The sequence below is a fragment of the Streptomyces griseoflavus genome (assembly GCF_014649995.1).
Classification (GTDB): Bacteria; Actinomycetota; Actinomycetes; order Streptomycetales; family Streptomycetaceae; genus Streptomyces; species Streptomyces griseoflavus.
Map to the genome: position 1 here is coordinate 126787 of NZ_BMUC01000007.1, position 26914 is coordinate 153700.

Here is a 26914-nt window from a genome sequence, read left to right on the forward strand (position 1 = left end):
CTTGGACAGCGCGTCGGCCGACGCTGAGCACCGATCGCTCAGCGACCACCACCCGGCGCGCTTCCCCTCGCTTGCCTTATGGCACGAGGGGTTTTTTGTTGCACAGGCACCCGCCGAGCAGCAGGCGTAACCCGCACGAACTTCGCACAAACCCTCAGCATCGAGAAGAGAAGCCGATGACCGAGCAGGCCACCGGGGCCCATCATCCGCAGCCCCGGCCCCGATCCGGAGGACAGTCCGCCCCCGTCGAGCACGTCACGGGTGCGCAGTCCCTCATTCGCTCTCTCGAGGAGGTCGGCGCCGACACGGTATTCGGCATTCCGGGCGGTGCGATCCTTCCCGCGTACGACCCGCTGATGGACTCCACCCGGGTGCGTCACGTCCTGGTCCGGCACGAGCAGGGCGCCGGCCACGCGGCCACCGGCTACGCGCAGGCCACCGGCAGGGTGGGCGTCTGCATGGCGACCTCGGGCCCCGGCGCCACCAACCTGGTCACCCCGATCGCCGACGCGCACATGGACTCCGTGCCGATGGTCGCGATCACCGGCCAGGTCGCCTCCAAGGCGATCGGCACGGACGCCTTCCAGGAGGCGGACATCGTCGGCATCACCATGCCGATCACCAAGCACAACTTCCTGGTCACCAAGGCCGAGGACATCCCGCGGGTGATCGCGCAGGCGTTCCACATCGCCTCCACCGGCCGCCCCGGCCCGGTGCTGGTCGACATCGCCAAGGACGCCCTCCAGGCGAAGACCACCTTCTCCTGGCCGCCCACCATGGACCTGCCCGGCTACCGGCCCGTCACCAAGCCGCACGCCAAGCAGATCCGCGAGGCCGCCAAGCTCATCACCGCCGCCAGACGGCCGGTCCTCTACGTCGGCGGCGGCGTCATCAAGGCCCGCGCCACCGCCGAGCTGAAGGTCCTCGCAGAACTCACCGGAGCTCCCGTCACCACCACCCTGATGGGACTCGGCGCGTTCCCCGACAGCCACGAGCTGCACGTGGGAATGCCGGGCATGCACGGTTCGGTCACCGCCGTCACCGCGCTGCAGAAGGCCGACCTGATCGTCGCCCTCGGAGCCCGCTTCGACGACCGCGTCACCGGCAAGCTGGACAGCTTCGCCCCGTACGCCAAGATCGTCCACGCCGACATCGACCCGGCGGAGATCGGCAAGAACCGCGCCGCCGACGTGCCGATCGTCGGTGACGCCCGCGAGGTCCTCGCCGACCTCATCCAGGCCGTCCAGCGGGAGCACGCCGAGGGCAACCGCGGCGACTACAGTGCCTGGTGGAAGGACCTCAACCGCTGGCGCGAGACCTACCCCCTCGGCTACGACCAGCCCGGGGACGGCTCGCTCTCCCCGCAGCAGGTCATCGAGCGCATCGGGCAGTTGGCGCCGGAGGGCACGGTCTTCGCGGCCGGTGTCGGCCAGCACCAGATGTGGGCCGCCCACTTCATCCAGTACGACAAGCCCGCCACCTGGCTGAACTCCGGTGGCGCCGGAACCATGGGCTACGCGGTCCCGGCCGCGATGGGCGCCAAGGCCGGCGCGCCCGACCGTGCCGTCTGGGCGATCGACGGCGACGGCTGCTTCCAGATGACCAACCAGGAACTCACCACCTGCGCCCTGAACAACATCCCGATCAAGGTCGCCATCATCAACAACGGCGCCCTCGGGATGGTCCGCCAGTGGCAGACCCTCTTCTACAACCAGCGGTACTCCAACACGGTGCTGCACTCCGGCCCCGGCGCGGACGCCGGCGAGAAGAGCGCGGGCACCCGGGTGCCCGACTTCGTGAAGCTGTCCGAGGCCATGGGCTGCTACGCGATCCGCTGCGAGGACCCCGCCGACCTCGACAAGGTCATCGAGGAGGCCAACTCCATCAACGACCGTCCGGTCGTCGTGGACTTCATCGTCCACGAGGACGCGATGGTGTGGCCGATGGTCGCCGCCGGCACCTCCAACGACGAGATCATGGCCGCCCGCGACGTCCGCCCCGACTTCGGCGACAACGAAGACGACTGAGAGCCGTAAAGGAAGCACATCATGTCCAAGCACACGCTCTCCGTCCTGGTGGAGAACACGCCCGGCATCCTGGCCCGGATCGCCGCCCTGTTCTCCCGCCGCGGCTTCAACATCGACTCCCTCGCCGTGGGCGTCACCGAGCACCCGGACATCTCCCGCATCACCATCGTGGTGAGCGTGGAGGAGTTCCCGCTGGAGCAGGTGACCAAGCAGCTCAACAAGCTCGTCAACGTGCTGAAGATCGTCGAGCTGGAGCCCGGCCAGGCCGTCCAGCGCGAACTCGTCCTGGTGAAGGTGCGCGCCGACAACGAGACGCGCTCCCAGATCGTCGAGATCGTGCAGCTGTTCCGGGCCAAGACCGTGGACGTCTCCCCCGAGGCCGTGACCATCGAGGCCACCGGCAGCAGCGACAAGCTGTCCGCCATGCTCAAGATGCTGGAGCCGTTCGGCATCAAGGAACTCGTCCAGTCCGGCACGATCGCCATCGGACGCGGCGCCCGTTCGATCACGGACCGGTCGCTGCGCGCCCTGGACCGGTCGGCCTAGGACGGCGGAACGGGTGGCCGGCCGCGACACCGGCCGCCCGTATTCCGAGACTCCGAAACTTCCCCTCCCCCCGCCGTCATACGGTGGGACGCAACACCTGCACTCAAGGAGAGAACCCAAAGTGGCCGAGCTGTTCTACGACGCCGACGCCGACCTGTCCATCATCCAGGGCCGCAAGGTCGCGGTCATCGGTTACGGCAGCCAGGGCCACGCCCACGCCCTGTCGCTGCGCGACTCCGGCGTCGACGTGCGCGTCGGTCTGCACGAGGGCTCCAAGTCCAAGGCCAAGGCCGAGGAGCAGGGCCTGCGCGTGGTGACCCCGTCCGAGGCCGCCGCCGAGGCCGACGTCATCATGATCCTCGTCCCGGACCCGATCCAGGCCCAGGTCTACGAGGAGCACATCAAGGACAACCTGAAGGACGGCGACGCCCTGTTCTTCGGTCACGGCCTGAACATCCGCTACGGCTTCATCAAGCCCCCGGCCGGCGTGGACGTCTGCATGGTCGCCCCCAAGGGCCCGGGCCACCTGGTGCGCCGTCAGTACGAGGAGGGTCGCGGCGTCCCCTGCATCGCGGCCGTCGAGCAGGACGCCACGGGCAACGGCTTCGCGCTGGCCCTGTCGTACGCCAAGGGCATCGGCGGCACCCGCGCCGGCGTCATCAAGACCACCTTCACCGAGGAGACCGAGACCGACCTGTTCGGTGAGCAGGCCGTCCTGTGCGGTGGCACCGCGGCGCTGGTCAAGGCGGGCTTCGAGACCCTGACCGAGGCCGGCTACCAGCCGGAGATCGCCTACTTCGAGTGCCTGCACGAGCTGAAGCTGATCGTGGACCTCATGTACGAGGGCGGCCTGGAGAAGATGCGCTGGTCGATCTCCGAGACCGCCGAGTGGGGCGACTACGTCACCGGCCCGCGGATCATCACCGACGCCACCAAGGCCGAGATGAAGAAGGTCCTCGCCGAGATCCAGGACGGCACCTTCGCGCGGCAGTGGATGGACGAGTACCACGGCGGTCTGAAGAAGTACAACGAGTACAAGAAGCAGGACTCCGAGCACCTGCTGGAAACCACCGGCAAGGAGCTGCGCAAGCTCATGAGCTGGGTCGACGAAGAGGCGTGAGCCCCGCGCCCCGCGACGGTGCCGGCGTCTGCCGGGCACCGTCGCGGGGCTTCGCCCCGGATCCCGCGGGAGAGGGCCGATCCAGGTCGGCCGGCCCGTGCGGCCACTTCCGGGTGATCATTCCGCAGGGGCGCAGGACGATCTGCCGCACGCCACTAGACTGCTGTACAACAAACGCGTCAGGCCCACAGCGTCGTGCGTCTTCCACGCGGCTAGCACTTCTTCACCGCCTGCGGCCGTCGGGACGGCCGTCCGCATTGGACTTGTGAGGACTCACGTGAGCTCGTACCCCAGTCGTAAAGCGACGGTACTCATTGCTGAGGAGCTGTCGCCCGCCACCGTCGACGCACTCGGACCGGACTTCGAGATCCGCCACTGCAACGGCGCGGACCGCGCCGAACTGCTCCCGGCCATCGCCGACGTGGACGCGATCCTGGTCCGCTCGGCCACCAAGGTCGACGCCGAGGCGATCGCCGCGGCGAACAGGCTGAAGGTCGTCGCCCGCGCCGGTGTCGGCCTCGACAACGTCGACGTCTCCGCCGCCACCAAGGCCGGCGTGATGGTCGTCAACGCCCCCACCTCGAACATCGTGACCGCCGCCGAGCTGGCCTGCGGTCTGATCGTCGCCACCGCGCGCAACATCCCGCAGGCCAACGCCGCGTTGAAGAACGGCGAGTGGAAGCGCAGCAAGTACACGGGTGTCGAACTCGCCGAGAAGACCCTCGGTGTGGTGGGTCTGGGCCGCATCGGTGCCCTCGTGGCGCAGCGCATGTCCGCCTTCGGCATGAAGGTCGTCGCCTACGACCCCTACGTACAGCCCGCGCGGGCCGCGCAGATGGGCGTCAAGGTGCTGTCGCTGGACGAGCTGCTCGAGGTCTCCGACTTCATCACCGTGCACCTGCCGAAGACCCCCGAGACCCTCGGTCTGATCGGCGACGAGGCGCTGCGCAAGGTCAAGCCGAGCGTGCGCGTCATCAACGCCGCCCGCGGCGGCATCGTCGACGAGGAGGCGCTGTACTCGGCGCTCAAGGAGGGCCGCGTCGCCGGCGCCGGCCTCGACGTGTACGCGAAGGAGCCGTGCACCGACTCTCCGCTGTTCGAGTTCGACCAGGTCGTCTGCACCCCGCACCTCGGCGCCTCCACCGACGAGGCCCAGGAGAAGGCCGGTGTCGCCGTCGCCCGCTCGGTGCGCCTCGCGCTCGCCGGTGAGCTGGTCCCCGACGCGGTGAACGTGCAGGGCGGGGTCATCGCGGAGGACGTCAAGCCGGGTCTGCCGCTCGCCGAGCGCCTCGGCCGCATCTTCACCGCGCTCGCCGGCGAGGTCGCTGTCCGCCTCGACGTCGAGGTGTACGGCGAGATCACCCAGCACGACGTGAAGGTGCTGGAACTGTCCGCGCTCAAGGGTGTCTTCGAGGACGTCGTCGACGAGACGGTGTCGTACGTCAACGCCCCGCTGTTCGCGCAGGAGCGCGGTGTCGAGGTGCGGCTGACCACCAGCTCCGAGTCGGCCGACCACCGCAACGTCGTCACCGTGCGCGGCACCCTCTCCGACGGCGAGGAGATCTCGGTCTCCGGCACGCTGGCCGGTCCCAAGCACGTCCAGAAGATCGTCGCGGTCGGTGAGTACGACGTCGACCTCGCGCTCGCCGACCACATGGTCGTCCTGCGCTACGAGGACCGTCCCGGTGTCGTCGGCACCGTGGGCCGCATCCTCGGCGAGGCGGGCATCAACATCGCCGGCATGCAGGTCGCCCGGGCGACGGTCGGCGGCGAGGCGCTCGCCGTCCTGACGGTCGACGACACGGTGACCGCCGGGGTCCTGACCGAACTGTCGGCGGAGATCGGGGCGACCTCCGCCCGGTCGGTCAACCTGGTCTGAGCGTTCCCGGGGGCTCTGCCCCGGGCCCCCGTTCGCCCTGAACGGACTCGGAAGCGCCGGACGGGCTGCGTCGAGCAGCCCGTCCGGCGCTTCCTGTGCGCGCTGCGCTGCGCCGCTACAGTCGCGCGGCCTTGAGCGCCATGTGGAGCAGCAGACGGTCCTCGCCGTCGTCGAGGTCCAGGCCCGTGAGCTTCTCGATCCGGGACAGGCGGTAGTACAGGGTCTGGCGGTGGATGCCCAGTTCGGCCGCCGCACGGCCGGCCTGGCCCGCACGGTCCAGGTACACCTCCGCGGTGCGGGCCAGTTCGGCCTGGGCGGGGGAGAGCAGAGGGCTGACGGCGGGATCGCGGGCGGCCACCGGGGGCAGTGCGGTCAGCAGGCGGAACGGTCCGATCGACGCCCACTGGGCGACGGGCCCGAGCCGGGGTTCGGCCAGCACGGCCCGCGCCGACGCCGACGCCTCCTCCCACGCCGTGCCCAGGTCGGCGAGGCCCGCGCGGGGAGCGGCGATCCCCGCGGCCACCGGGGGCCCGCCCCGGCTTCCCGCCCGCTCCAGCAGCCGTGAGGCCGCCGTCGTCGCCGGGGCCAGTACGTCCGACGAGCGCAGCCGCAGCAGCAGGGCCAGCGACTGGCCGTCCCCGGGGGAGCCCCCTGCACGCGCCCACGGCAGGGTGCACAGGGCCGTCGCCCCCGGCACCGTACGCACCGAGGGGGCGTCCTCGGGTCCGGCGGACGGCCAGGGCGCGACACAGACCACCGTGTGCGGGCCGTCGGCGCGGTGGCCGAGGGCGGTGCGCAGTTCGGCCACCGCCATCTCCCGCTGCCAGTCCCGCTCCGCCGTCAGCACCGCCCGCAGCTCGCGCGTGAGGTCGGCGCCGTGCTGCGCCTCGTCCGCGAGCAGCGCGCCGATCCGCGCCGTCACCCGCATGGCCGCGTCCAGCTGCTGCTCGGAGGGCCCCGGGTCGTAGTCGAGCAGCCAGACGTAGCCGAGGACGACACCCCGGTGGCGCACCGGGAGGCAGACGCGCCCGCGGTGCACGCCCGCCTCCGGGGTGCGCGGGATGCGCACCGGGCCGGTCGCGCGCGTGATGCCGAAGCCCTCGAACCAGGCGCGGACGGCGGCCGTCGAGCGGCGGGTCAGGATCGAGCGGGTGCGCACCGGGTCCAGTACGGACGGGTCGAGGTCGCCCTCGCTGTCGTAGGCCCCGAACGCGATCAGTTCGAAGTCGCGGTTCTCCAGGGTCGCCGGAGCGCCCAGCAGCTCCGAGATCTCGTCCACCAGCTCCTGGTAGTCGTCCCTGTGTTCCGACGTCACCCGGGCATTCTGCCGCACACTGCCGACCGGTTCATACATCTGTCTGAGATATGCGGCAGGGATGCGTGACAGCTGTCGATGGCCGACGATCGGGGGCATCCGTAGGTTTCACGGTGGTTCTCCGTGTCGTACCCGAACCGTCGGGTGACGGCCTCTCGCAGCTTGTGGAGGTGCCCCGTGCTGGGTCCCGTGATTCTCGCCGCGTCGCGCAGCGACCGGATGCGACGCCTGATCTCGGCGGCCCCGGTGACCAAACAGGTCGTGGACCGGTTCATCCCCGGTGAGACCGTCGACGAGATCCTGCCCATCGTCCGGGAGCTCACCGGCAACGGCCTCGAACTCACCATGGACGTCGTCGGCGAGGACATCACCACCCCCGAGCAGGCCGCCGCCGCGCGCGACGCGTACCTGGAGCTGATCGGCCGGCTCGGGCCGCTGGAGCTCGGTACCCGCGCCGAGATGTCGGTGAAGCTGTCGATGTTCGGCCAGGCGCTCCCCGGCGGCCACGAGCTGGCGCTCGCCAACGTCCGCCCGGTCGTCGAGGCCGCCGCGGAGGCCGGCACCACGGTCACCCTCGACGCCGAGGACCACACCACCCTCGACTCGATGTTCGCCATCCACGAGGAGCTGCGGAAGGACTTCCCGCAGACGGGTTGCGTCATCCAGGCCTACCTCTTCCGCACCGAGGAGGACGCGCGCCGCCTCGCCGCCGCCGGCAGTCGCGTACGGTTGGTGAAGGGCGCCTACAAGGAGCCCGCCGAGGTCGCGCTCCAGCAGAAGCACGAGATCGACAAGGCGTACGTGCGGATCCTGCGCACCCTGATGGAGGGTGACGGCTACCCGATGATCGGGTCGCACGACCCGCGCCTGATCTCCATCGCCCAGGAGCTGGCCCGCACCGCCGGACGAAAGCTCGACGAGTACGAGTTCCAGATGCTCTACGGCATCCGCGGCGACGAGCACCTGCGACTGGCCGCCGAGGGCCACCGCATGCGCGTCTACACGGCCTACGGCACCGACTGGTACGGCTACTTCATGCGCCGCCTGGCCGAGAAGCCCGCGAACCTGGGCTTCTTCCTGCGGAGCATGATCAGCCATGACTGACGCGCGTACGCGCCGTCTCACGGAGCAGCCGGGTGACCTCCGGCTCCCCGCCCGGAACCCGGTCACCCACACGGGCTGACACCACACCGCTCAGACAAGGAGTTACGGAACCCATGGACGCTGTGACCCAGGTCCCCACCCCCGTCAACGAGCCGGTGCACGGCTACGCCCCCGGTACGCCCGAGCGTGCCCGGCTGGAGGCCAAGCTCAAGGAGCTGGCCGACAACCCGGTCGACCTGCCCTGCACCATCGGCGGCGAGAAGCGCATGGGCGGCGGCGAGCGCTTCGACGTCGTGCAGCCGCACAACCACAAGGCCCGCCTGGGCACGTACGCCAACGCCACCCGGCAGGACGCCCAGGACGCCATCGACGCGGCCCTGGCCGCCGCTCCCGCGTGGCGCGCGATGTCCTTCGACGACCGCGCCGCGATCATCCTGCGCGCCGCCGAGCTGCTGGCGGGCCCCTGGCGCGAGACCATCGCCGCCTCCACCATGCTCGGCCAGTCCAAGACCGCCCAGCAGGCCGAGATCGACAGCCCCTGTGAGCTGGTCGACTTCTGGCGCTTCAACGTCCACTACGCGCGCGGCATCCTCGCCGAGCAGCCCCCGGCCAACTCCCCGGGTGTGTGGAACCGCATGGACCACCGCCCGCTGGAGGGCTTCGTCTACGCGATCACCCCGTTCAACTTCAGCGCCATCGCGGCCAACCTGCCCACCGCGCCCGCGCTGATGGGCAACGTGGTGGTCTGGAAGCCGTCGCCCACCCAGACCCACGCCGCCGTGCTGCTCATGGCCCTCCTGGAGGAGGCCGGCCTGCCCAAGGGTGTCATCAACCTGGTCACCGGCGACGGTCTCGCCGTCTCCGAGGTCGCCCTGGAGCACCGGGACCTGGCCGGCATCCACTTCACCGGCTCGACCAAGACCTTTCAGCACCTGTGGAAGACGGTCGGCAACAACATCGAGAAGTACCGGACCTACCCGCGTCTGGTCGGCGAGACCGGCGGCAAGGACTTCCTCGTCGCCCACCCGAGCGCCGACCGCGCGATCCTCAAGACCGCCCTTACCCGCGGCGCCTTCGAGTACCAGGGCCAGAAGTGCAGCGCGACCTCCCGCGGGTACATTCCCGCGTCGATCTGGAACGACGGCTTCAAGGAGGAGTTCGCCGCCGAGGTCGACCACCTCTCCATGGGTGACGTCACCGACCTGTCGAACTTCATCGGCGCCGTCATCGACGAGCGCTCCTTCGCCAAGAACAAGGCCGCGATCGACCGCGCCGGGGAGGACCCGTCCTGCACGATCGTCGCGGGCGGCTCCTACGACGACTCGGTCGGCTACTTCGTCCGCCCGACGGTCATCGAGTGCGACGACCCGGAGAACGAGGTGTTCCGCACCGAGTACTTCGGCCCGATCCTCGCCGTGCACGTCTACGACGACGAGAAGTACGACGAGATGCTGACCCAGATGGAGTCGGTGTCGGACTACGCCCTGACCGGCTCCGTCATCGCGAACGACCGCGCCGCCGCGGCGTACACGATGGACAAGCTGCGCTACGCGGCCGGCAACTTCTACATCAACGACAAGTCGACGGGCGCCGTCGTCGGCCAGCAGCCCTTCGGCGGCGGCCGTGCCTCCGGCACCAACGACAAGGCCGGCGCGCCGCAGAACCTGATGCGCTGGACGCTGACCCGCGCCATCAAGGAGACCCTGGTCCCGCCGACCGACTACACGTACCCGCACATGGGCTGACGCCCACCCCGATCGCGAACGGGCCAGGTCACCCCCCGACCTGGCCCGTTCGTGCTCCCCCGGGTCCGGCCGCCCCGATACTGGGCGGATGACCACCGCCGCGGACGTCCGCACCGCCCACACCTGGGAACTCGCTCCCCACGAACTGACCTCCGTGCGCTCCCTGTTGTTCCACGCGTTCGACGGCGACTTCGGCGACGAGGACTGGGACCACACCCTGGGCGGCGTCCACGCCCTCATCCGGGACGGGCACGGGCTCGCCGCCCACGGCGCGGTGGTGATGCGAAGGGTGCGGTACGGGAGGCACTGGCTGCGCACCGGGTACGTCGAGGGGGTCGCCGTCCGTCCCGACGTACGGCGACAAGGGCTCGGCGGCGCGGTCATGGCCGCCCTGGAGGGCGTCGTCACCCGCGCCTACGACCTCGGCGCGCTGTCCGCGAGCGACGAGGGAGCGGCCCTGTACGCGGCCCGAGGCTGGCGGGCCTGGGAGGGGCGGATCTGCGGGCTCGGCCCCGACGGAGTCGTCCGGCTGCCGGACGAGGAGGGCTCCACCTATGTCTGGCCGGCGCCCGCCGACCTCACCGGCGAACTGGTCTTCGACTGGCGGGACGGGGACGTCCTCTGAGTCCGACGGGGAGAAAGCGCAGGTCAGGCGGGTGTGACGCAGTCCACCGTCTCAGATAGTAGGAAGCCCAAGTATTCGTGCAGACAGACGCCCGGCACGCCTCTACTTTTGTAGGAGCCGAACGTCTCGCTCGATCCAGCGAATGGCGGTCGTGAGCCGGACCCTTGTGCAGGTCACCCCTGCGGTCCCCGGCTCCCCGCCCCTTCCGGCGTCTCGCAACCCTCCGCGCACTCCCGCCCGCATGTATCGAAGGAGTCGATCACCCATGGCCGAGACGACCCTGCGCCGCCGCGTCCGCCACGCCTCCCGCACCAGCGAGTCCGACCGCAAGAACGCCGCCGCCGCCCTCCAGCGCGCCCTCGACCGCCGGGACAACGGCGGCTCCACCGGCCACTGACACGCCCGGGCGTCCGTATGCCGGACGCCCCATGTCATCCCGTGGGACGAGGAGTAGGGTGCCCGCATGTCTCGCAGCATCAATCTCGCAGTGATCCCCGGTGACGGCATCGGCCAGGAGGTCGTGACCGAAGGCCTGAAGGTCCTCTCCGCCGTCCTTCCGCAGGATGTGAAGCTGGAGACCAAGGACTACGACTTCGGCGCCCAGCGCTACCACGCCACCGGTGAGACCCTCACCGACGCCGACCTCGACGAGCTGAAGCGGCACGACGCCATCCTGCTCGGCGCCATCGGCGACCCGTCGGTCCCCTCCGGCGTCCTCGAGCGCGGCTTCCTGCTCAAGCTCCGCTTCGCCTTCGACCACCACGTCAACCTGCGGCCCAGCAGGCTCCTGCCCGGTGTGGCCACTCCGCTCGCCGGCCAGCCCGAGATCGACTTCGTCGTGGTCCGCGAGGGCACCGAGGGCCCCTACACGGGCAACGGCGGCACCATCCGCAAGGGCACCGAGCACGAGGTCGCCACCGAGGTCTCGGTCAACACCGCCTTCGGTGTCGAGCGCGTGGTCCGCGACGCCTTCGCCCGCGCCCAGGCCCGCCCGCGCAAGAAGCTCACCCTGGTCCACAAGAACAACGTGCTGACCTTCGCCGGCCACCTGTGGACGAACGTCTTCAACAGGGTGGCCGAGGATTACCCCGAGGTCACCACCGACTACATCCACGTCGACGCCGCGACGATCTACCTGGTCACCGACCCGGCCCGGTTCGACGTCATCGTCACCGACAACCTCTTCGGTGACATCATCACCGACCTCGCCGCGGCCGTCTCCGGCGGCATCGGCGTCGCCGCCAGCGGGAACATCAACCCCTCCGGCGCGTTCCCGTCCATGTTCGAGCCCGTGCACGGCTCGGCCCCGGACATCGCCGGCCAGGGCAAGGCCGACCCCAGCGCCACGGTCCTGTCCGTCGCCCTCCTCCTGCGCCACCTCGGTCACGACGCCGAGGCCGCCCGCATCGAGGACGCCGTCTCCGCCGACCTCGCGGAGCGCGGCGCCCTGCCCGCCCGCACCACCTCGGAGATCGGCGACGCCCTCGCCGCGCGAGTAGCCGGCTGACCCGGCGCGCATCCTCGACACCACTCGAAGCCGCCGGGTCGCATCCGCACCCGGCGGCTTTCGCCTGTCCCCCGCCGGGTGCCACCATCGACCACCGGGCCGCAAACACCCTGTTTCGTCCGCCGTCGCCTCCGGGCGATAATCGAACGCGGAGCCGCGGAATGAGGGAATGCCCGGACGCCACCGTACTGGCCACCGGCCGTCAGGGCGTGTGCGCGGCCCGTCACTACAACCGGTGAAGGACACCCACTCATGACGACGCCCACGATCGAGCTCAAGCCCTCGGCCCACCCGCTCTCCGACGCGGAGCGCGAGGCGATCCTGGCCGCCCCCGGTTTCGGCCGCCACTTCACCGACCACATGGTGACGATCAAGTGGACCGAGGGCCGCGGCTGGCACGACGGCCAGCTCGTCCCGTACGCGCCTCTCTCCCTCGACCCGGCGACCACCGTCCTGCACTACGCGCAGGAGATCTTCGAGGGCCTCAAGGCGTACCGCCGGCCCGACGGCTCGGTCGCCACGTTCCGCCCCGAGAAGAACGCCGAACGCTTCCAGCGCTCCGCCCGGCGCCTGGCCATGCCGGAGCTGCCGGTCGAGACCTTCATCGAGGCGTGCGACGCCCTCGTCGCCCAGGACAAGGCGTGGGTGCCGGCGCACGGCGGCGAGGAGTCCCTCTACCTGCGTCCGTTCATGATCGCGACCGAGGTCGGGCTGGGCGTGAAGCCCGCCAACGAGTACCTGTTCCTGGTCATCGCCTCCCCGGCCGGCGCCTACTTCCCGGGCGGCGTCAAGCCGGTCTCCATCTGGGTCTCCGAGGACCGCGTCCGCGCCGTTCCCGGCGGCATGGGCGACGCCAAGACCGGCGGCAACTACGCGGCCTCCCTGCTCGCCCAGGCCGAGGCGGCCGCCAAGGGCTGCGACCAGGTCTGCTACCTCGACGCCGTGGAGCACAAGTGGGTCGAGGAACTCGGTGGCATGAACCTGTACTTCGTCTACGGCGACAAGATCGTCACCCCCGCCCTCACCGGCTCCATCCTGGAGGGCGTCACCCGTGACTCCCTCCTCGCGGTCGCCCGCGACCTCGGCTACGAGGCCGTCGAGGAGCGGGTGACCGCCGAGCAGTGGCAGCGCGACTCGGAGAACGGCAGCCTCACCGAGGTCTTCGCCTGCGGCACGGCGGCCGTCATCACGCCGGTCGGCACGGTGAAGCGGGTCGGCGCGGAGTGGCAGCAGAGCGGCGGCGAGCCGGGCGAGGTCACCGTCCGCCTGCGGCAGGCGCTGCTCGACATCCAGCGCGGCACGGCCGAGGACAAGCACGGCTGGATGCACAAGCTGGCGTAGGACGCCGGTCCGGCCGCGCCCGGGGGCCCTGCCTCCGGGCGCGGCCGGCCGCCCGTGCCCACCCACCGGGCGCGCCCTCGTGCCCGTACCCGCCCCCGGGGTGACCGGGTTCCCCACCACCGCGGCACACCTCGCGGACACCTGAAGCCCCGCCCGGGTTGTACTCGGAATGGCGGATTGACCCTCCGGCCGCAGGTGCGATTGGCTCGTGGAAGCCCTCGGCGCGGGGCCGGGGGAACAGCGTCCACGGGGACGACGGGGGCACGGGGAAGTGGGGGAGTCATGCGCAGAGCCTTACGGGGGACGTCCGTCGCGGTGATCGCGGGGGCGATGGTCGCCCTGTCGGCGGCCCCGGCGGCACCGGCGGCCGGGCCGGGCACCGAGCGGGTCACCCTGTCGGCGACGGGCGAGCAGGGTGACGGTGCCGCGTACGGACCCCGGCTGAGCGCCGACGGCCGGTTCGCGGCCTTCAGCGCGGAGGCGTCCGACCTGGTGCCCGGCGACACCAACGGCGTCACCGACGTCTTCGTGCGCGACCTGCGCGAGGGGACCGTGGAGCGGGTCGACGTGGGCCCGGACGGCACGCAGGCCGACGGTGACTCGACCATGCTGGACATCAGTGCCGACGGCCGGCACGTCCTGTTCCGTTCCCGGGCCCGGAACCTGGTGCACTGGGACAACCCGCCGGCGGACACCGGTGTCCACGACATCTACCTGCACGACCGCCGCACCGGCCGTACCGAGCGGATCAGTGTCGGTCTCGACGGCGGGTCCGCCTACGCGGGCGGCGCCGTGATGTCGGCGGACGCCCGCCACATCGCCTTCAGCGCCAAGGCCGACCGCATGGAGACGGGCCCCGGCGACCTCTTCGGCGCCGTGTACGTCCTCGACCGGCGTACCGGCACGGTGGAGCGGGTCAGCAACCGCAACCGACCGACCGACCAGGCGCTGCTGCAGGACATCAGCGCCGACGGCCGCTTCGTGGCGTACTCCCAGACGGTGCCGCGCAGTTCCCACGGCGCCACCTGGGTGCACGACCGCCGCACCGGCACCGAGGAGCAGGTCAACGTCCGGGCGGACGGCTCCCCGGCCCAGCGGTACGCCGTGCCCGCCTCGCTCTCCGCCGACGGCCGGACCATCGCCTTCCAGTACTGGGGGGACGACCTGGTCCCGGGCGAGGAGCCGGGGGACGACACCCATGTGTACGTCCGCGACCTGCGCGGCGACGTCACCCGGCGCGTCGACGCCGGCCCGGCCGGCGAGCACCGGCCCCAGGAGCCCCTGCTCGGCCCGGACGGACGGTACCTCGCCTACCGGGCGCAGCCGCGTCTCGCCGACGGACGTCTTGGGCCGTCCAACGTCTACCTGCGGGACCTGCGCACCGGCCGTACCCGGCTGATCAGCGAGTCCGTCGCCTCCGGGCCCGTGACGGACGCCGCGGTGACGGTCACCTGGCTGGGTGCGGGCGCCCGGCGGATCGGCCTCGGCAGCGCGTCCGCGCACCTCGTCCCGGGCGACACCAACGGCCACCACGACGGCTTCGTCCGCCGCCCGCGCTGACCACCCACCGCCCGCATCCTGAGACGGATCGTGAGCACGGGGGCGGATCGTGCCAGACTGCCCCCGTGCTCTCGTTCGCCACGATTATTGGCAGCAGGCGCGCCGGTCCGCAGTGACCGCCACGTACCACACCGTACGGGCGGACACCGTCGTCCTCGACCCGCGCGCAGACCTCTCGCACCCGCGAGGGGTTTTTCTGTTTCCTGGCCCAACCGCAGCCGGGGAGCGGGCGTGAGGGACCATGGGAGAACGGTGGAACCGGTCATTCCGGTAGACCGAGATCAAAATCAGGAGCCTTCAGACCATGACCGCAACCAGCGAGCCCGACGACTCGTTCCACGTCTTCGACACCACCCTGCGCGACGGCGCCCAGCGTGAGGGCATCAACCTCACCGTCGCCGACAAGCTGGCCATCGCACGGCACCTGGACGAGTTCGGCGTGGGCTTCATCGAGGGCGGCTGGCCCGGTGCGAACCCCCGGGACACCGAGTTCTTCGCCCGCGCCCGGCAGGAGATCGAGTTCCGGCACGCGACGCTGGTCGCCTTCGGCGCCACCCGCCGCGCCGGCACCACCGCGGACCAGGACCCGCAGGTCAAGGCGCTGCTCGACTCCGGCGCCGAGGTGATCACGCTGGTCGCCAAGTCCCACGACCGCCATGTCGAGCTCGCCCTGCGCACCACCCTCGACGAGAACCTGGCGATGGTCCGCGACACGGTGGCCCACCTCACGGCGCAGGGCCGCCGCGTCTTCGTCGACTGCGAGCACTTCTTCGACGGCTACCGCGCCAACCCCGGGTACGCCAAGTCGGTCGTCCGTACCGCCTCCGAGGCGGGAGCGGACGTCGTCGTCCTGTGCGACACCAACGGCGGCATGCTCCCCGCCCAGATCCAGGCCGTGGTCGCCACCGTGCTGGCCGACACCGGTGCCCGGCTCGGCATCCACGCCCAGGACGACACCGGCTGCGCGGTCGCCAACACCCTCGCGGCCGTCGACGCCGGCGCCACCCACGTCCAGTGCACCGCCAACGGCTACGGGGAGCGGGTCGGCAACGCCAACCTGTTCCCCGTGGTCGCGGCCCTGGAGCTGAAGTACGGCAAGAAGGTCCTCCCGGACGGCCGCCTGCGCGAGATGACCCGGATCTCGCACGCCATCGCCGAGGTCGTCAACCTCACCCCCTCCACCCACCAGCCGTACGTCGGGGTCTCCGCCTTCGCGCACAAGGCGGGCCTGCACGCCTCCGCGATCAAGGTCGATCCGGACCTGTACCAGCACATCGACCCCGAGCAGGTCGGCAACACCATGCGGATGCTGGTCTCCGACATGGCCGGCCGCGCCTCCATCGAGCTCAAGGGCAGGGAACTCGGCATCGACCTCGGCGGCGACCGGGAACTGGTCGGCCGGGTCGTGGAGCGGGTCAAGGAGCGCGAGCTCAAGGGCTACACGTACGAGGCCGCCGACGCCTCCTTCGAACTGCTGCTCAGGGCGGAGGCCGAGGGCGGCCCGCTGAAGTACTTCGAGGTCGAGTCCTGGCGCGCGATCGTCGAGGACCGCCCCGACGGCAGCCACGCCAACGAGGCCACCGTCAAGCTGTGGGCCAAGAGCGAGCGGATCGTCGCCACCGCGGAGGGCAACGGCCCGGTCAACGCGCTGGACCGCGCCCTGCGGGTCGCCCTGGAGCGGATCTACCCCCAGCTGGCCAAGCTCGAACTGGTCGACTACAAGGTCCGCATCCTCGAGGGCAAGCACGGCACGCAGTCGACGACCCGGGTCCTCATCTCCACCTCCGACGGGACGGGGGAGTGGTCGACGGTGGGCGTCGCGGACAACGTCATCGCCGCGTCCTGGCAGGCGCTGGAGGACGCGTACACGTACGGCCTGCTGCGGGCGGGCGTGGAACCGGCCGCGTAGCAACCGCTCGTCCGGCCCGGCGGGGACGCGCCACCGCGGCCCCTGCCGGGCCGAATGTCTTTTTTAGGCCGTTCGGGTAACTTCGTAGGTATGAAGGTCGCGCTGACGCGTACTCTCGTACGCCTGCTGCTCGTGCCGGTGGCCGCCGCTCTGGCGGTCCTGATGGCCGGTGCGCCGGGGGCGCAGGCGGCCACGGACATCTCGGTGGTCGCCGAGAAGCTCCGGGAGAGTCCCGTCTACGTCGATCCCGAGGCGCGGGACATCCTCGCGCCGTCCGACGCCGAGGCGCTCGCCGCCAAGATCGAGGACGCCGACAAACCGATCTTCATCGCGGTCCTCCCCGCGGACTACCCGACGAAGAACCTCTTCGGGAACCTGCGCACCGAGACCGGCGTGACCGGTCTGTACGGTGTCCGGCTCGGCGGCCAGTTCGACGCCCGCGCCGACAGCAGCGTGCTGAGCCGGCAGGGCGTGCGCAACCTCGTCACGTCCGTGCAGGGCGCCGGGGACGCCAAGGCCCAGCTGAACGACTTCGTCGACAGCGCGCTGCGCAACACCGGCGGCGGTGCCCCGGGCTCCTGGAACGACGGGGCCGGCGAGGTCCCCGTCGGCGGACTGATCACCGTCGGTGCGCTGCTGGCGGCCGGCGGCGCGGGCGTGTACGCCGTGACCCGCCGCAACCGGCGCCGTCACCAGGAGGAGCAGCGGGCCGCGCTGGAGAAGCTGCGGGTGGTGGTCGACGAGGACATCACCGCGTTCGGCGAGGAACTCGACCGGCTCGACTTCCACCCGGGCGAGCCCGGCGCGGACGACGCCATGCGCACGGACTACGCACACGCCCTGGACGCCTACGAGCAGTCCAAGACGTACATGGCCGCGGCCCGGAAACCGGAGGACGTGCGCGCGGTCACCCAGGCCGTGGAGGACGGCCGCTTCGCCCTGGCCCGGCTCGACGCCCGCCGCGACGGGCGCGCGCTGCCCGAGCGCCGGCCGCCCTGCTTCTTCGACCCGCGGCACGGCCCCTCGGTCGCCGACGCCACCTGGACGCCCCCGGGCGGCGCCGAGCGCGAGGTCCCGGTGTGCGCGGCCGACCGGGCGCGGCTCGCCGACGGCGCCGATCCCGCCGTCCGTGAGGTCGACACCGAGTACGGCCGGCGCCCCTACTGGGAGGCGGGCCCCGCCTACGGCCCCTGGGCGGGCGGCTACTTCGGCGGCGGTCTCCTGCCGGGCCTGCTCGTCGGCACCATGCTCGGCGGCATGATGGCCGGACCCGGCTACGCGGCCGACTACGGCGCCGGATACGGCGACTTCGGCGGCTACGGAGGGGGAGACGTCTCCGGGGCCGACTTCGACGGCGGTGACTTCGGCGGCGATTTCGGCGGCGGCTTCGGCGGCGGGGACTTCGGGGGCGGCGGGGACTTCGGCGGCGGTTTCTGACGGCGGGTCCCCGGCGCTGCCGGCACACGGCCGGGCGGGCGGAAGACGCCGGTCACCGCTCCTGCCGGGGCCATCCGCGCTGCACCGCGTACCGCTCCCCGGCGGCGTGCCACCACGCCGGTGGCGACGAGCCGTCGCCCGGGGCACCCGGGGCCGTACCGGTCCGGGCGGGGTCCAGCCCCAGCCGGCGCAGTGCCCCGGCATCGACCGTCACGGTGATCCACCCACGCCACCGTCCGCCCGCGTCCCGGCCGCACGCGTGGTCCAGGCCCAGCTCCTCCGGGGTGAACGGCATCCAGTCGACGCCCCGCTCACGCAGTCAAGCGCGCAGCGCGGCCCACGGGCCGGGGCGGCCCGGCAGGTTCTCGTACTCCACGACGGCGATCCGGTCCCGTGGGTGTGCGGCGTCGGTGACGGTCATGCCCGTCATGATGCCGCACCGGCCTGCCCGCACGGGGGCGCGCGGACCGACCGGAACCATGCGGACGCCGAGCGCCCGCCCTCCCCGTACGGGGCTGGGCGGGCGCGCTCAGGGATGGGTGGCGCCCCGCGGGGCGCCGGGCCGGCGTCAGGCCTTGCGGATCGCCGAGATGTCGAAGTTCAGCTTGATCTTGTCGGAGACCAGGACGCCGCCCGTCTCCAGCGCCGCGTTCCAGGTCAGGCCCCACTCGGAGCGCAGGATCTCCGCCTTGCCCTCGAAACCGACGCGCTGGTTGCCGAACGGGTCGGTCGCGGCGCCGTTGAACTCGAGGTCGATGGTGAGCGGCTTGGTGGTGCCGAGGACGGTCAGGTCACCGGTGATGCGGTAGTCGTCGCCGCCGAGGGCCTCCGCCTTGGTGGTGCGGAAGGTCATCGTCGGGAACTCGTCCGTCTTGAAGAAGTCCGAGCTCTTCAGGTGGCCGTCACGGTCGGCGTTGCCGGTCTCGATGCTGTCCATCACCACGTCGATGGTGGCCGTCGACCTGGACGGGTCGGATCCGTCGAGGTGCAGCGTGCCGGTGAAGTCCTGGAAGCTGCCCTTGACGTTGGTGACCATCGCGTGCCGGGCGACGAAACCGATCGTGGTGTGCGCCGGGTCCAGCTCGTACTCGCCGGTCACGGCGGCCAGGTCCGGGTTCACCGCGGCGGGGGCGGCGGAGGCGGTGTCGTCGTGCTTGCGGCTGAAGATGCCCATGGTGTTCCTCCCGGGGAGATCACGTTGAATGTTCAACTAACTGAACAGGACCCACCGTAGACCCATTCCCTTCAAAGTTCAACATCTTTGGGGAAGGTGTCCCGAATGAGCCCCCGAACAGCGCAAACCTGGCTGGGACGAGACCGGACCACGGCGGAGGCAGCGCCGCTCGCGCTCTGCGCCCGGGTTCCCGGCAGCACCCCGGGCACACGTCCGGCCCCGGTCCGCCCACGGCCGTGATCCGGCTACTGCCGCGGTGAGCGGGACGCCGCGTCCCGGCCGGCGTCCCGCGTGTGCACGTACAGCTTGCGGCGGTCACCGACGTCGAGACGCTGCGGGAGCGGCAGCTCGTGGCGCACCGGCCGCGCGTGATCGGCGAGCTGCCGGCGCGGGTTGTACACCTGGTTGAACTTCCACAGCATCCGGGCGAAGTTCGTCTGCCCGTGCGCCAGGTTGCGCGCGAGCACCCGCGCCGCGCCGAATGCCGTGCGCACCCCCAGATGCTTGCGGTTGATGACCGCCTGGGTGCGCACCAGCTCCTCGTAGAACCGCGCCAGCGGCAGCTCGGTGGGCACCACCGCGTGCTGGATGTCGAAGAGGCGGTAGTCCCGGGTGGTGAGCCGGCGCGACTCGGTGTGCCAGATCTCCGTGCCCGGGTACGGCGTCATCACCGTGAAGTGCACGATCTCCGGGACGGCCAGCGCGAACTCCCGGACCGCCCGGAAGCGCTCCTCGTCCCACGCCGGGTCCACGATCAGGTTGATGGCGACCTGGATGCCCAGCCGGCGGGCCGTCTCCAGCGCCTTCAGGTTCTCGTCGGGGCTCACCCGCTTGCGGTACAGGTCGAGCCCCTCGGCGTCGATCGCCTCCATGCCGAGGAACATGTAGCGCAGCCCCAGCCGCGCCCACCGCTCGAACACCTCGGGGTGGCGCAGCAGGACGTCGGAGCGGGTCTCCAGGTAGTACTGCTTGCGGATGCCGCGCCGTTCCACCTCGGCGGCGATGGCGTTCCCGTGCTCCGGCCGGATGAACGCCACGTCGTCCACGATGAACACGTTCGGTTCGCGGATCCTCGCCAGGTCGTCCGCCGCCGCCTCGGGCGAGGCCTTGCGGTAACTGCGGCCGTAGAACGTCCACGCCGAGCAGAACGAGCAGTCCCAGGGGCAGCCGCGGGTGAACTCGATCGAGGCGCACGGATCGAGTTCGCCGATGAAGTAGCGGCGCCGGTTGCGCATCAGGTCCCGCGCGGGGAGCGGTCCGTCGATGCTGTGCAGCATCAGCGGCGCCGGACCGCGGCCGGACGCCGTGACCACGCCCGGTACGCCCTCCACCCCGCCGTCGCGCACCGCCTCCAGCAGGGGCACCACGGCCGGCTCGCCCTCCCCGCGGACCACCGCGTCGACCGCGCCCCCCGCCTGCTCGACGACCTCCTCGGCGACGAAGGAGACGCTGTGCCCGCCGAGGAAGACGAAGCAGTCCGGCAGCTCCCGCTTCACCCGCTCGGCCAGCGTGATCGCCTCGGGGATGTTCGCCAGGTAGTTCAGGGAGATGCCGAGCGCCTCCGGCCGGAAGGACCGCACCTCGTCGCGCAACTTCCGCACGCCGAGCACCTGGAGGTCGACGACCCGGACCTCGTGACCCGCCTCCCGGGCGGCACCCGCCACCCGCTCCAGCCCCAGGGGTTCCAGCCGGAGGAAGATCTCGGAGTACATCAGGGCGCTGGGATGGACGAGCAGCAGACGCATGGGGGGACCTCGTCACGGGGGCCGGAGGGACCGGACACGGAGCGGTGTTCCCTTCGTAACCCGGCGGACCGTGCGCCGGGGGCCCCGTACGCCCGGATGGCCGTATCCGGCGGCCCGCAGGAGTGGTCCCGCGACGCGGTGCCCACGGGCCCGGAGGGCCGGGCACCAGGCCCGCCGCCGGGGACACGGCCCGCACCCGCCGGGCCGTCCCGGGAGCGGGCCGGCGGGCTCCAGCGCTGGCGCGGTGCGCCGTACCGGGGGTGTCCTGGATGCGGACCGCAGCGACTGCCCTGGGAGACCGACTCGTGACCACCACCGGATCCGGTTCCACCTACGACCCGCCGGCGGACCCGGATCGCGGTGCCGCCCCGGCCGCCGCCTCCGCCCGCGCGGCGGCCCGCGGCCACGGCCCGCCGCCGCGCGCCGACCGGCGCGTCGTCCTCGTCACCGGCGCCTCCTCCGGCATCGGCGCGGCCACCGCGCGGCGCTTCGCCGCCGGCGGCTGGCAGCTGCTGCTCAGCGGACGCGACCGGCGCCGGCTGGAGGAGACGGCGTCCGGCACCTCCGCGGTCCTCCTGCCCGCCGACCTCGCCGCCCCGGAAGGGGCGCGGCTGCTCGCGGAGGCGGCGCTGCGGGCGACCGGCCGGATCGACGTGCTGGTCGCCGGGGCGGGCATCGGCTGGGCCGGCCCGTTCCTGACCATGCCGCACACCGACATCGACCGGGTGATCTTCCTCGACCTCAACGCCACGCTCCACCTCGTACGGGAGGTGCTGCCCGCGATGGTCGCGGCCGGCCGGGGCCGGGTGGTGCTGGTCGGCTCCGTGGCCGGTGCCGTCGGCGTACGGGAGGAAGCGGTGTACTCGGCCGCCAAGGCGGGACTCGCCGCGTTCGCCGAGGCGCTGCGCCAGGAACTGCGCGGTACCGGCGTCGGGGTGACCCTCGTCGTGCCCGGCCCCGTCGAGACGGCCTTCTTCGCCCGCCGCGGCAGGCCCTACCACCGCACCCGTCCCCGCCCCACCCCACCCGCCCGGGTCGCGGCCGCCGTGTGGGACGCCGTCTCCCGCGCCCGCGACGACACCTACGTGCCCACCTGGCTCACCCTCCCGGGACGCGTCCGCGCCCTCACCCCCCGCCTCTACCGCAGACTCCTCGACCGCTTCGGCTGACCCGGGGGCCGGGCGTCACGGCGCTCCAGGGGCGCCGGCGGTGTCCCGTACGGCGCACCGCCCCGCGCGTCCCGGAGTCCCTTCCCGGGTAGGGTCCCCGCGTTCCCACCCTGGAGGGCACGCACGTGACACCTGGGCGCCGCCGGCTCCGGCCGGGTCCCACCAGGCGCGCGCTGCTGACGGCGGGCACCCTGCTCGCCGCCGGCGTCTCGGCGCCGCCCCCGCGCGACGGCGGCCCTCCGGCGCCCGCGCCGGACGCCTACGACGCGCTCCGCCACCGCTGGCTGGATCTCGCACTCGGCACCGGGTACGACCCGGCCGCCGAGCCCTTCGCCTCCCGGCTGGCCGAGACGGGTGAACGGGCCCGGCGCTTCAGGAACACGATGGCGCCCACGCCCGGCGCCCTCTGGCCCGGGCACCCCTTCGACCCTCCCGCGGGCATCACCCTCAGCCACAGCCGGCTGTGGACCATGACGCAGGCGTACGTCCAGCCGGGCACCGGCCTCACCCACGACCCCGGACTGCTCGCGGACGTCCTGCGCGGCCTCGACCACCTCTCCGCCACCGCCTACCACCCCTCCGTCACTCCGTACGGCAACTGGTGGGAATGGCGGATCGGCACCCCGCGCCACCTCACCGACATCCTCGCCGCCCTCCACGACCACGCCGGTCCCGCCAGGATCGACGCGGCCTGCGCGGCCGTCGACCACTTCGTGCCCGAGTCCGCCCTCACCGACTACTCCGGCACCTCCACCGGCGCCAACCGCGTCGACCTGTGCCGCTCAGTGGCCCTGCGCGGCATCCTCGGCCGCGACCCCGCGCGGATCGCCCTCGCACGGGACGCGCTCTCCCCGGTCTTCCCGCACGTCACCGAGGGCGACGGCCTCTACGCCGACGGCTCGTTCGTGCAGCACACATGGGTCGCCTACTCGGGCACGTACGGACAGGTGCTGCTCGACGGACTCGGACGGCTCCTCGCCCTGCTCGCCGGCTCCGACTGGGAGGTCACCGACCCCCTGCTCCGCACCGTCCTGGACGGCGTCGAGCACGCCTACGCCCCGCTCGTCCACGACGGCCTGGTGATGGACTCCGTCAACGGCCGCGCGGTCAGCCGCGGGTACCTCGCGTCCGACGACCGGCACGTCATGCGCTCCGACCACTTCCACGGCGGGCAGCTCGTCGCGGCCATCGCCCTCCTCGCCCAAGGCGCGCACCGCGCGGAGCGCGACCGGTGGCACGCGCGCGTCAAGGGCTGGATCGAACGGGACACCGTCAACCCGCTCCTGACCTCCCGTCAGTACGGCGTCGCCGACCTCGCCCGGCTGCACGCGATCGCCGCCGCGCCACTCCCCGCCGCCCCCGAACCCGTCGGGCACCGGCTCTTCGCCGCGATGGACCGCGCCGTGCACCGCCGCCCCGGCTTCACCCTGAACATCGCCATGGCCAGTGACAGGATCGCCCACTACGAGTGCGGCAACGGCGAGAACCCGCGCGGCTGGCACACCGGCGCCGGGATGGTCTCCTGGTGGGCGCCCGGTCTCGGCGACCAGTACACCGACTGGTTCTGGCCCACCGTCGACCCCTACCGCCTGCCCGGCACCACCGTCTCCACCCGGCGGCTGCCCGACCGGGCCGGCGGCGAGTGGGGCGCGCCGAAGCCCGGCGTGCGCTGGGTCGGCGGCACCACCGACGGCGAGTACGCGGCGATCGGCCAGCACCTCAAGGGCCTCGGCTCCACCCTCGACGCCCGCACGTCCTGGTTCTGCCTCGCCGACGCGGTGCTCTGCCTGGGCGCCGGCATCACCTGCTCCGACGGCGTCCCGGTCGAGACGGTCGTCGACAACCGCAACCTGGGGGAGTCCGGCACCGCGGCCCTCACCCGCGGCCCCCGCTGGGCCCATCTGCGGGGCCACGGCGGGTGGATCGTCCTCGACGGCCACCTGCGCACGCTGCGCGAGGACCGCACCGGAGCCTGGTCCGACATCAACGCCACGAGCACCACCGAGCGCCGCACCCGACGCTGGCAGACCCTCTGGCTCGACCACGGCACCGACCCCGCCGACGCCGCCTACGCCTACGTCCTGCTGCCCGGCGCCCCCCGCCACGAGGTCGCCCGCCGCGCCGCCGACCCGCACTGGCTGCGGATCCTCGCCAACGACGCCGCCCGCCAGGCGGTCACCGTCCCCTCCCTCGGCCTCACCGCCGCCAACTTCTGGCGGCCGGGCACCGCGGGACCGCTCACCGCCGGCTCCGCCGCGAGTGTGCTGCTCCGCCGCCGCGGCCGTACCGCTACGCTCTGCGTGAGCGGGCCGACCCGAACGGGCGAACCGGTGGAGATCGTCTGGGACCACCCGGTGCGGAAGGTGCTGAGGGCCCCTGACTCCATGGCAGTGCTGGCGACCGGTACCCGGCTGCGGCTGCGCGTCACCCCGGGGGAGGCATGCGCCACCCATGAATGTGAGGTGGCTCTCAGATGACGTCTTTGTGCGACCCCTACAAGGCGGGAGCCCTCTGAACAGTCGGAACGCCTGCGTGTCGCCATGGTTCTGTCAGGTGGTACCAGTAAAACGCGCCGGAGACTGTGAGGAGTCGACGGCTCGCATTCGCCGGTGTGCTTCGTAAGGTCACTACATGACCGTTTTGGATGAGGCGCCGGGTGAGCCGACCGACGCGCGCGGACGCGTGGCCGAACTGCACGAGATCCGTGCCCAGGCACTGGCCGGCCCGAGCGAGAAGGCGACCCGGGCGCAGCACGCCAAGGGCAAGCTGACCGCGCGGGAGCGCATCGAACTGCTGCTGGACCCCGGGTCCTTCCGCGAGGTCGAGCAGCTGCGCCGGCACCGGGCCACGGGCTTCGGTCTGGAGGAGAAGAAGCCGTACTCGGACGGCGTGATCACCGGCTGGGGCACGGTCGAGGGCCGCACGGTCTTCGTCTACGCGCACGACTTCCGGATCTTCGGCGGTGCGCTGGGCGAGGCCCACGCCACCAAGATCCACAAGATCATGGACATGGCCATCGCGGCGGGTGCGCCCCTGGTCTCGCTCAACGACGGCGCCGGCGCCCGCATCCAGGAGGGCGTCTCCGCCCTCGCCGGGTACGGCGGCATCTTCCAGCGCAACACCAAGGCCTCCGGTGTCATCCCGCAGATCAGCGTGATGCTCGGCCCGTGCGCGGGCGGCGCGGCCTACAGCCCCGCCCTCACCGACTTCGTGTTCATGGTCCGCGAGACCTCGCAGATGTTCATCACCGGCCCGGACGTGGTCAAGGCGGTCACCGGCGAGGAGATCACCCAGAACGGCCTGGGCGGCGCCGACGTGCACGCCGAGACCTCCGGCGTCTGCCACTTCGCCTACGACGACGAGGAGACGTGCATCCACGAGGTGCGCTACCTGTTGTCGATGCTCCCGCAGAACAACCGGGAGAACCCGCCGCGGGCGGAGAGCTCCGACGCCGCCGACCGCCGCGGCGAGGCCCTGCTGGACCTGGTGCCGGCCGACGGCAACCGGCCCTACGACATGGCCAAGGTCATCGAGGAGATCGTCGACGACGGCGAGTACCTGGAGGTCCACGAGCGCTGGGCGCGGAACATCATCTGCGCGCTGGCCCGGATGGACGGCCAGGTCGTCGGCATCGTCGCCAACCAGCCGCAGTCGCTGGCGGGCGTGCTGGACATCGAGGCGTCCGAGAAGGCCGCCCGCTTCGTCCAGATGTGCGACGCCTTCAACATCCCGATCCTCACCTTCCTGGACGTCCCCGGCTTCCTCCCGGGCGTGGACCAGGAGCACGGCGGCATCATCCGGCACGGCGCGAAGCTGCTCTACGCCTACTGCAACGCCACCGTGCCGCGGATCTCCCTCATCCTGCGCAAGGCGTACGGCGGCGCGTACATCGTCATGGACTCCCAGTCCATCGGCGCCGACCTCACCTACGCCTGGCCGACCAACGAGATCGCGGTCATGGGCGCCGAGGGCGCGGCCAACGTCATCTTCCGCCGGCAGATCGCCGAGGCCGAGGACCCCGAGGCGATGCGGTCCCGCATGGTCAAGGAGTACAAGTCCGAGCTGATGCACCCGTACTACGCGGCCGAGCGGGGTCTGGTCGACGACGTCATCGACCCCGCCGAGACCCGCGAGGTGCTGATCCGTTCGCTGGCGATGCTGCAGTCCAAGCACGCCGACCTGCCGTCCCGCAAGCACGGCAACCCGCCCCAGTAAGGGAGACGCACGCCCATGAGTACAGCTGACATCCGTGTCGAGAAGGGCCACGCGGAGCCGGAGGAGGTCGCCGCTATCACGGCGATCCTGCTGGCGCGGGCCGCCACGCCGCCGGCCGCTCCGGCGCACCGGGGCCGCGCGCGGGCCGGCTGGCGCCGCCTGGAACGCGAGAACGGCTTCCGAGCCCCCCACAGCTGGCGCTGACCAACCCCCAGAGGCCCCTCCCAAAAAGGGAGGGGCCTCTCCCCATACCCCCTCAGGGACACCGAGAACTGCGCGACCAACCCCCTCAAGCACACGGGCAAACGCGCGACCAACCCCCTCAGGCACACGGGCACACGCGCGACCAACCCCCTCAGGGGCGCGGGGAACTGCGCGACCAGCCCCCACTCGCCCGCACCCACCCGTGCCGCCCGCGCGGCACGACTGCCCGCGGGCCGCGGCAGCCGCCGACGCAGGCGCACCACCAGCAGCGGCACGGGGAACTGCGCGGCCA

21 protein-coding genes are annotated in these 26914 nt (G+C 71.9%); 17 read left to right on the forward strand and 4 right to left on the reverse strand.

What is annotated here, in order from left to right; translation table 11 throughout:
- Positions 1–176: 176 nt before the first annotated feature.
- From IE172_RS16495 to serA, 4 genes are all read left to right on the forward strand, one after another.
- Complete coding sequence (locus IE172_RS16495; RefSeq protein ID WP_190098004.1) at positions 177–2027, forward strand: acetolactate synthase large subunit; 1851 nt, start codon at positions 177–179, stop codon at positions 2025–2027.
- A gap of 21 nt (positions 2028–2048) precedes the next feature.
- Positions 2049–2573 (forward strand): acetolactate synthase small subunit, encoded by a 525-nt coding sequence (gene ilvN / locus IE172_RS16500; RefSeq protein ID WP_030216544.1) that lies wholly within the window; start codon positions 2049–2051, stop codon positions 2571–2573.
- 121 nt (positions 2574–2694) lie between these two features.
- On the forward strand, positions 2695–3693 hold the full coding sequence (ilvC, locus tag IE172_RS16505; protein ID WP_190098005.1) for a ketol-acid reductoisomerase: 999 nt from the start codon (positions 2695–2697) through the stop codon (positions 3691–3693).
- Positions 3694–3970: 277 nt separating this feature from the next.
- Positions 3971–5572: a phosphoglycerate dehydrogenase gene (serA, locus tag IE172_RS16510; protein WP_190098006.1), complete on the forward strand. Its 1602-nt coding sequence runs from the start codon at positions 3971–3973 to the stop codon at positions 5570–5572.
- A gap of 115 nt (positions 5573–5687) precedes the next feature.
- Here the strand turns inward: serA and IE172_RS16515 are convergent, their stop codons facing one another.
- Entirely contained in the window at positions 5688–6926 is a 1239-nt protein-coding gene (locus IE172_RS16515) for a PucR family transcriptional regulator (protein ID WP_190098007.1), read from the reverse strand.
- Between the two features lie 138 nt (positions 6927–7064).
- On the opposite strand from IE172_RS16515, the gene IE172_RS16520 reads away from it, so the two are divergent.
- The 9 genes from IE172_RS16520 to IE172_RS16555 all read left to right on the forward strand — a co-directional run bounded on the left by IE172_RS16520 (position 7065) and on the right by IE172_RS16555 (position 18115).
- Entirely contained in the window at positions 7065–7991 is a 927-nt protein-coding gene (locus tag IE172_RS16520) for a proline dehydrogenase family protein (RefSeq protein WP_190098008.1), read from the forward strand.
- 113 nt (positions 7992–8104) lie between these two features.
- Positions 8105–9736 carry an L-glutamate gamma-semialdehyde dehydrogenase gene (gene pruA, locus IE172_RS16525; RefSeq protein ID WP_190098009.1) on the forward strand — a complete coding sequence of 544 codons (1632 nt, stop codon included), beginning with the start codon at positions 8105–8107 and terminating at the stop codon, positions 9734–9736.
- 88 nt (positions 9737–9824) lie between these two features.
- Entirely contained in the window at positions 9825–10361 is a 537-nt protein-coding gene (locus IE172_RS16530; protein WP_190098010.1) for a GNAT family N-acetyltransferase, read from the forward strand.
- Positions 10362–10626: 265 nt separating this feature from the next.
- The gene (locus IE172_RS35125) at positions 10627–10758 is read left to right on the forward strand and encodes a hypothetical protein (protein WP_268253480.1); all 132 of its coding nucleotides are present in this window, start codon (positions 10627–10629) and stop codon (positions 10756–10758) included.
- A gap of 66 nt (positions 10759–10824) precedes the next feature.
- Positions 10825–11868 (forward strand): 3-isopropylmalate dehydrogenase, encoded by a 1044-nt coding sequence (locus tag IE172_RS16535; RefSeq protein ID WP_190098011.1) that lies wholly within the window; start codon positions 10825–10827, stop codon positions 11866–11868.
- Positions 11869–12120: 252 nt separating this feature from the next.
- Positions 12121–13209 (forward strand): branched-chain amino acid aminotransferase, encoded by a 1089-nt coding sequence (locus IE172_RS16540; RefSeq protein WP_190098012.1) that lies wholly within the window; start codon positions 12121–12123, stop codon positions 13207–13209.
- Positions 13210–13491: 282 nt separating this feature from the next.
- Complete coding sequence (locus IE172_RS16545) at positions 13492–14769, forward strand: TolB family protein (RefSeq protein WP_190098013.1); 1278 nt, start codon at positions 13492–13494, stop codon at positions 14767–14769.
- A 304-nt stretch (positions 14770–15073) separates the two neighbouring features.
- Entirely contained in the window at positions 15074–16678 is a 1605-nt protein-coding gene (cimA, locus tag IE172_RS16550; protein WP_190098014.1) for a citramalate synthase, read from the forward strand.
- Between the two features lie 90 nt (positions 16679–16768).
- The gene (locus tag IE172_RS16555) at positions 16769–18115 is read left to right on the forward strand and encodes a hypothetical protein (protein ID WP_190098015.1); all 1347 of its coding nucleotides are present in this window, start codon (positions 16769–16771) and stop codon (positions 18113–18115) included.
- A gap of 52 nt (positions 18116–18167) precedes the next feature.
- On the opposite strand, the gene IE172_RS16560 is transcribed toward IE172_RS16555, so the two are convergent.
- The 3 genes from IE172_RS16560 to hpnR all read right to left on the reverse strand — a co-directional run bounded on the left by IE172_RS16560 (position 18168) and on the right by hpnR (position 21034).
- Positions 18168–18410, reverse strand: coding sequence for a hypothetical protein (locus IE172_RS16560; RefSeq protein ID WP_190098016.1), 243 nt, complete (start codon positions 18408–18410; stop codon positions 18168–18170).
- A gap of 273 nt (positions 18411–18683) precedes the next feature.
- Positions 18684–19289 carry a YceI family protein gene (locus IE172_RS16565; RefSeq protein ID WP_190098017.1) on the reverse strand — a complete coding sequence of 202 codons (606 nt, stop codon included), beginning with the start codon at positions 19287–19289 and terminating at the stop codon, positions 18684–18686.
- Between the two features lie 245 nt (positions 19290–19534).
- Positions 19535–21034, reverse strand: a complete 1500-nt coding sequence (gene hpnR / locus IE172_RS16570; protein WP_190098018.1) for a hopanoid C-3 methylase HpnR — start codon at positions 21032–21034, stop codon at positions 19535–19537.
- A gap of 305 nt (positions 21035–21339) precedes the next feature.
- Between hpnR and IE172_RS16575 the strand changes: the two genes are divergently transcribed.
- From IE172_RS16575 to IE172_RS16590, 4 genes are all read left to right on the forward strand, one after another.
- Complete coding sequence (locus IE172_RS16575; protein WP_190098019.1) at positions 21340–22203, forward strand: SDR family NAD(P)-dependent oxidoreductase; 864 nt, start codon at positions 21340–21342, stop codon at positions 22201–22203.
- A 191-nt stretch (positions 22204–22394) separates the two neighbouring features.
- Positions 22395–24680, forward strand: coding sequence for a polysaccharide lyase 8 family protein (locus IE172_RS16580; protein ID WP_229886151.1), 2286 nt, complete (start codon positions 22395–22397; stop codon positions 24678–24680).
- 154 nt (positions 24681–24834) lie between these two features.
- Positions 24835–26418, forward strand: a complete 1584-nt coding sequence (locus IE172_RS16585) for an acyl-CoA carboxylase subunit beta (RefSeq protein WP_190098021.1) — start codon at positions 24835–24837, stop codon at positions 26416–26418.
- Positions 26419–26433: 15 nt separating this feature from the next.
- Positions 26434–26622, forward strand: coding sequence for an acyl-CoA carboxylase subunit epsilon (locus IE172_RS16590; protein WP_190098022.1), 189 nt, complete (start codon positions 26434–26436; stop codon positions 26620–26622).
- The last annotated feature ends 292 nt before the right edge of the window (positions 26623–26914 follow it).

Bases quoted from the DNA above. Each gene is read 5' to 3' on its own strand.
- IE172_RS16495 (WP_190098004.1), top strand. From the start codon at position 177: ATGACCGAGCAGGCCACCGGGGCCCATCATCCGCAGCCCCGGCCCCGA.
- ilvN (WP_030216544.1), top strand. From the start codon at position 2,049: ATGTCCAAGCACACGCTCTCCGTCCTGGTGGAGAACACGCCCGGCATC.
- IE172_RS16515 (WP_190098007.1), bottom strand. From the start codon at position 6,926: ATGTATGAACCGGTCGGCAGTGTGCGGCAGAATGCCCGGGTGACGTCG.
- pruA (WP_190098009.1), top strand. From the start codon at position 8,105: ATGGACGCTGTGACCCAGGTCCCCACCCCCGTCAACGAGCCGGTGCAC.
- IE172_RS16530 (WP_190098010.1), top strand. From the start codon at position 9,825: ATGACCACCGCCGCGGACGTCCGCACCGCCCACACCTGGGAACTCGCT.
- IE172_RS35125 (WP_268253480.1), top strand. From the start codon at position 10,627: ATGGCCGAGACGACCCTGCGCCGCCGCGTCCGCCACGCCTCCCGCACC.
- IE172_RS16535 (WP_190098011.1), top strand. From the start codon at position 10,825: ATGTCTCGCAGCATCAATCTCGCAGTGATCCCCGGTGACGGCATCGGC.
- IE172_RS16540 (WP_190098012.1), top strand. From the start codon at position 12,121: ATGACGACGCCCACGATCGAGCTCAAGCCCTCGGCCCACCCGCTCTCC.
- IE172_RS16545 (WP_190098013.1), top strand. From the start codon at position 13,492: ATGCGCAGAGCCTTACGGGGGACGTCCGTCGCGGTGATCGCGGGGGCG.
- cimA (WP_190098014.1), top strand. From the start codon at position 15,074: ATGACCGCAACCAGCGAGCCCGACGACTCGTTCCACGTCTTCGACACC.
- IE172_RS16555 (WP_190098015.1), top strand. From the start codon at position 16,769: ATGAAGGTCGCGCTGACGCGTACTCTCGTACGCCTGCTGCTCGTGCCG.
- IE172_RS16560 (WP_190098016.1), bottom strand. From the start codon at position 18,410: ATGCCGTTCACCCCGGAGGAGCTGGGCCTGGACCACGCGTGCGGCCGG.
- IE172_RS16565 (WP_190098017.1), bottom strand. From the start codon at position 19,289: ATGGGCATCTTCAGCCGCAAGCACGACGACACCGCCTCCGCCGCCCCC.
- hpnR (WP_190098018.1), bottom strand. From the start codon at position 21,034: ATGCGTCTGCTGCTCGTCCATCCCAGCGCCCTGATGTACTCCGAGATC.
- IE172_RS16585 (WP_190098021.1), top strand. From the start codon at position 24,835: ATGACCGTTTTGGATGAGGCGCCGGGTGAGCCGACCGACGCGCGCGGA.
- IE172_RS16590 (WP_190098022.1), top strand. From the start codon at position 26,434: ATGAGTACAGCTGACATCCGTGTCGAGAAGGGCCACGCGGAGCCGGAG.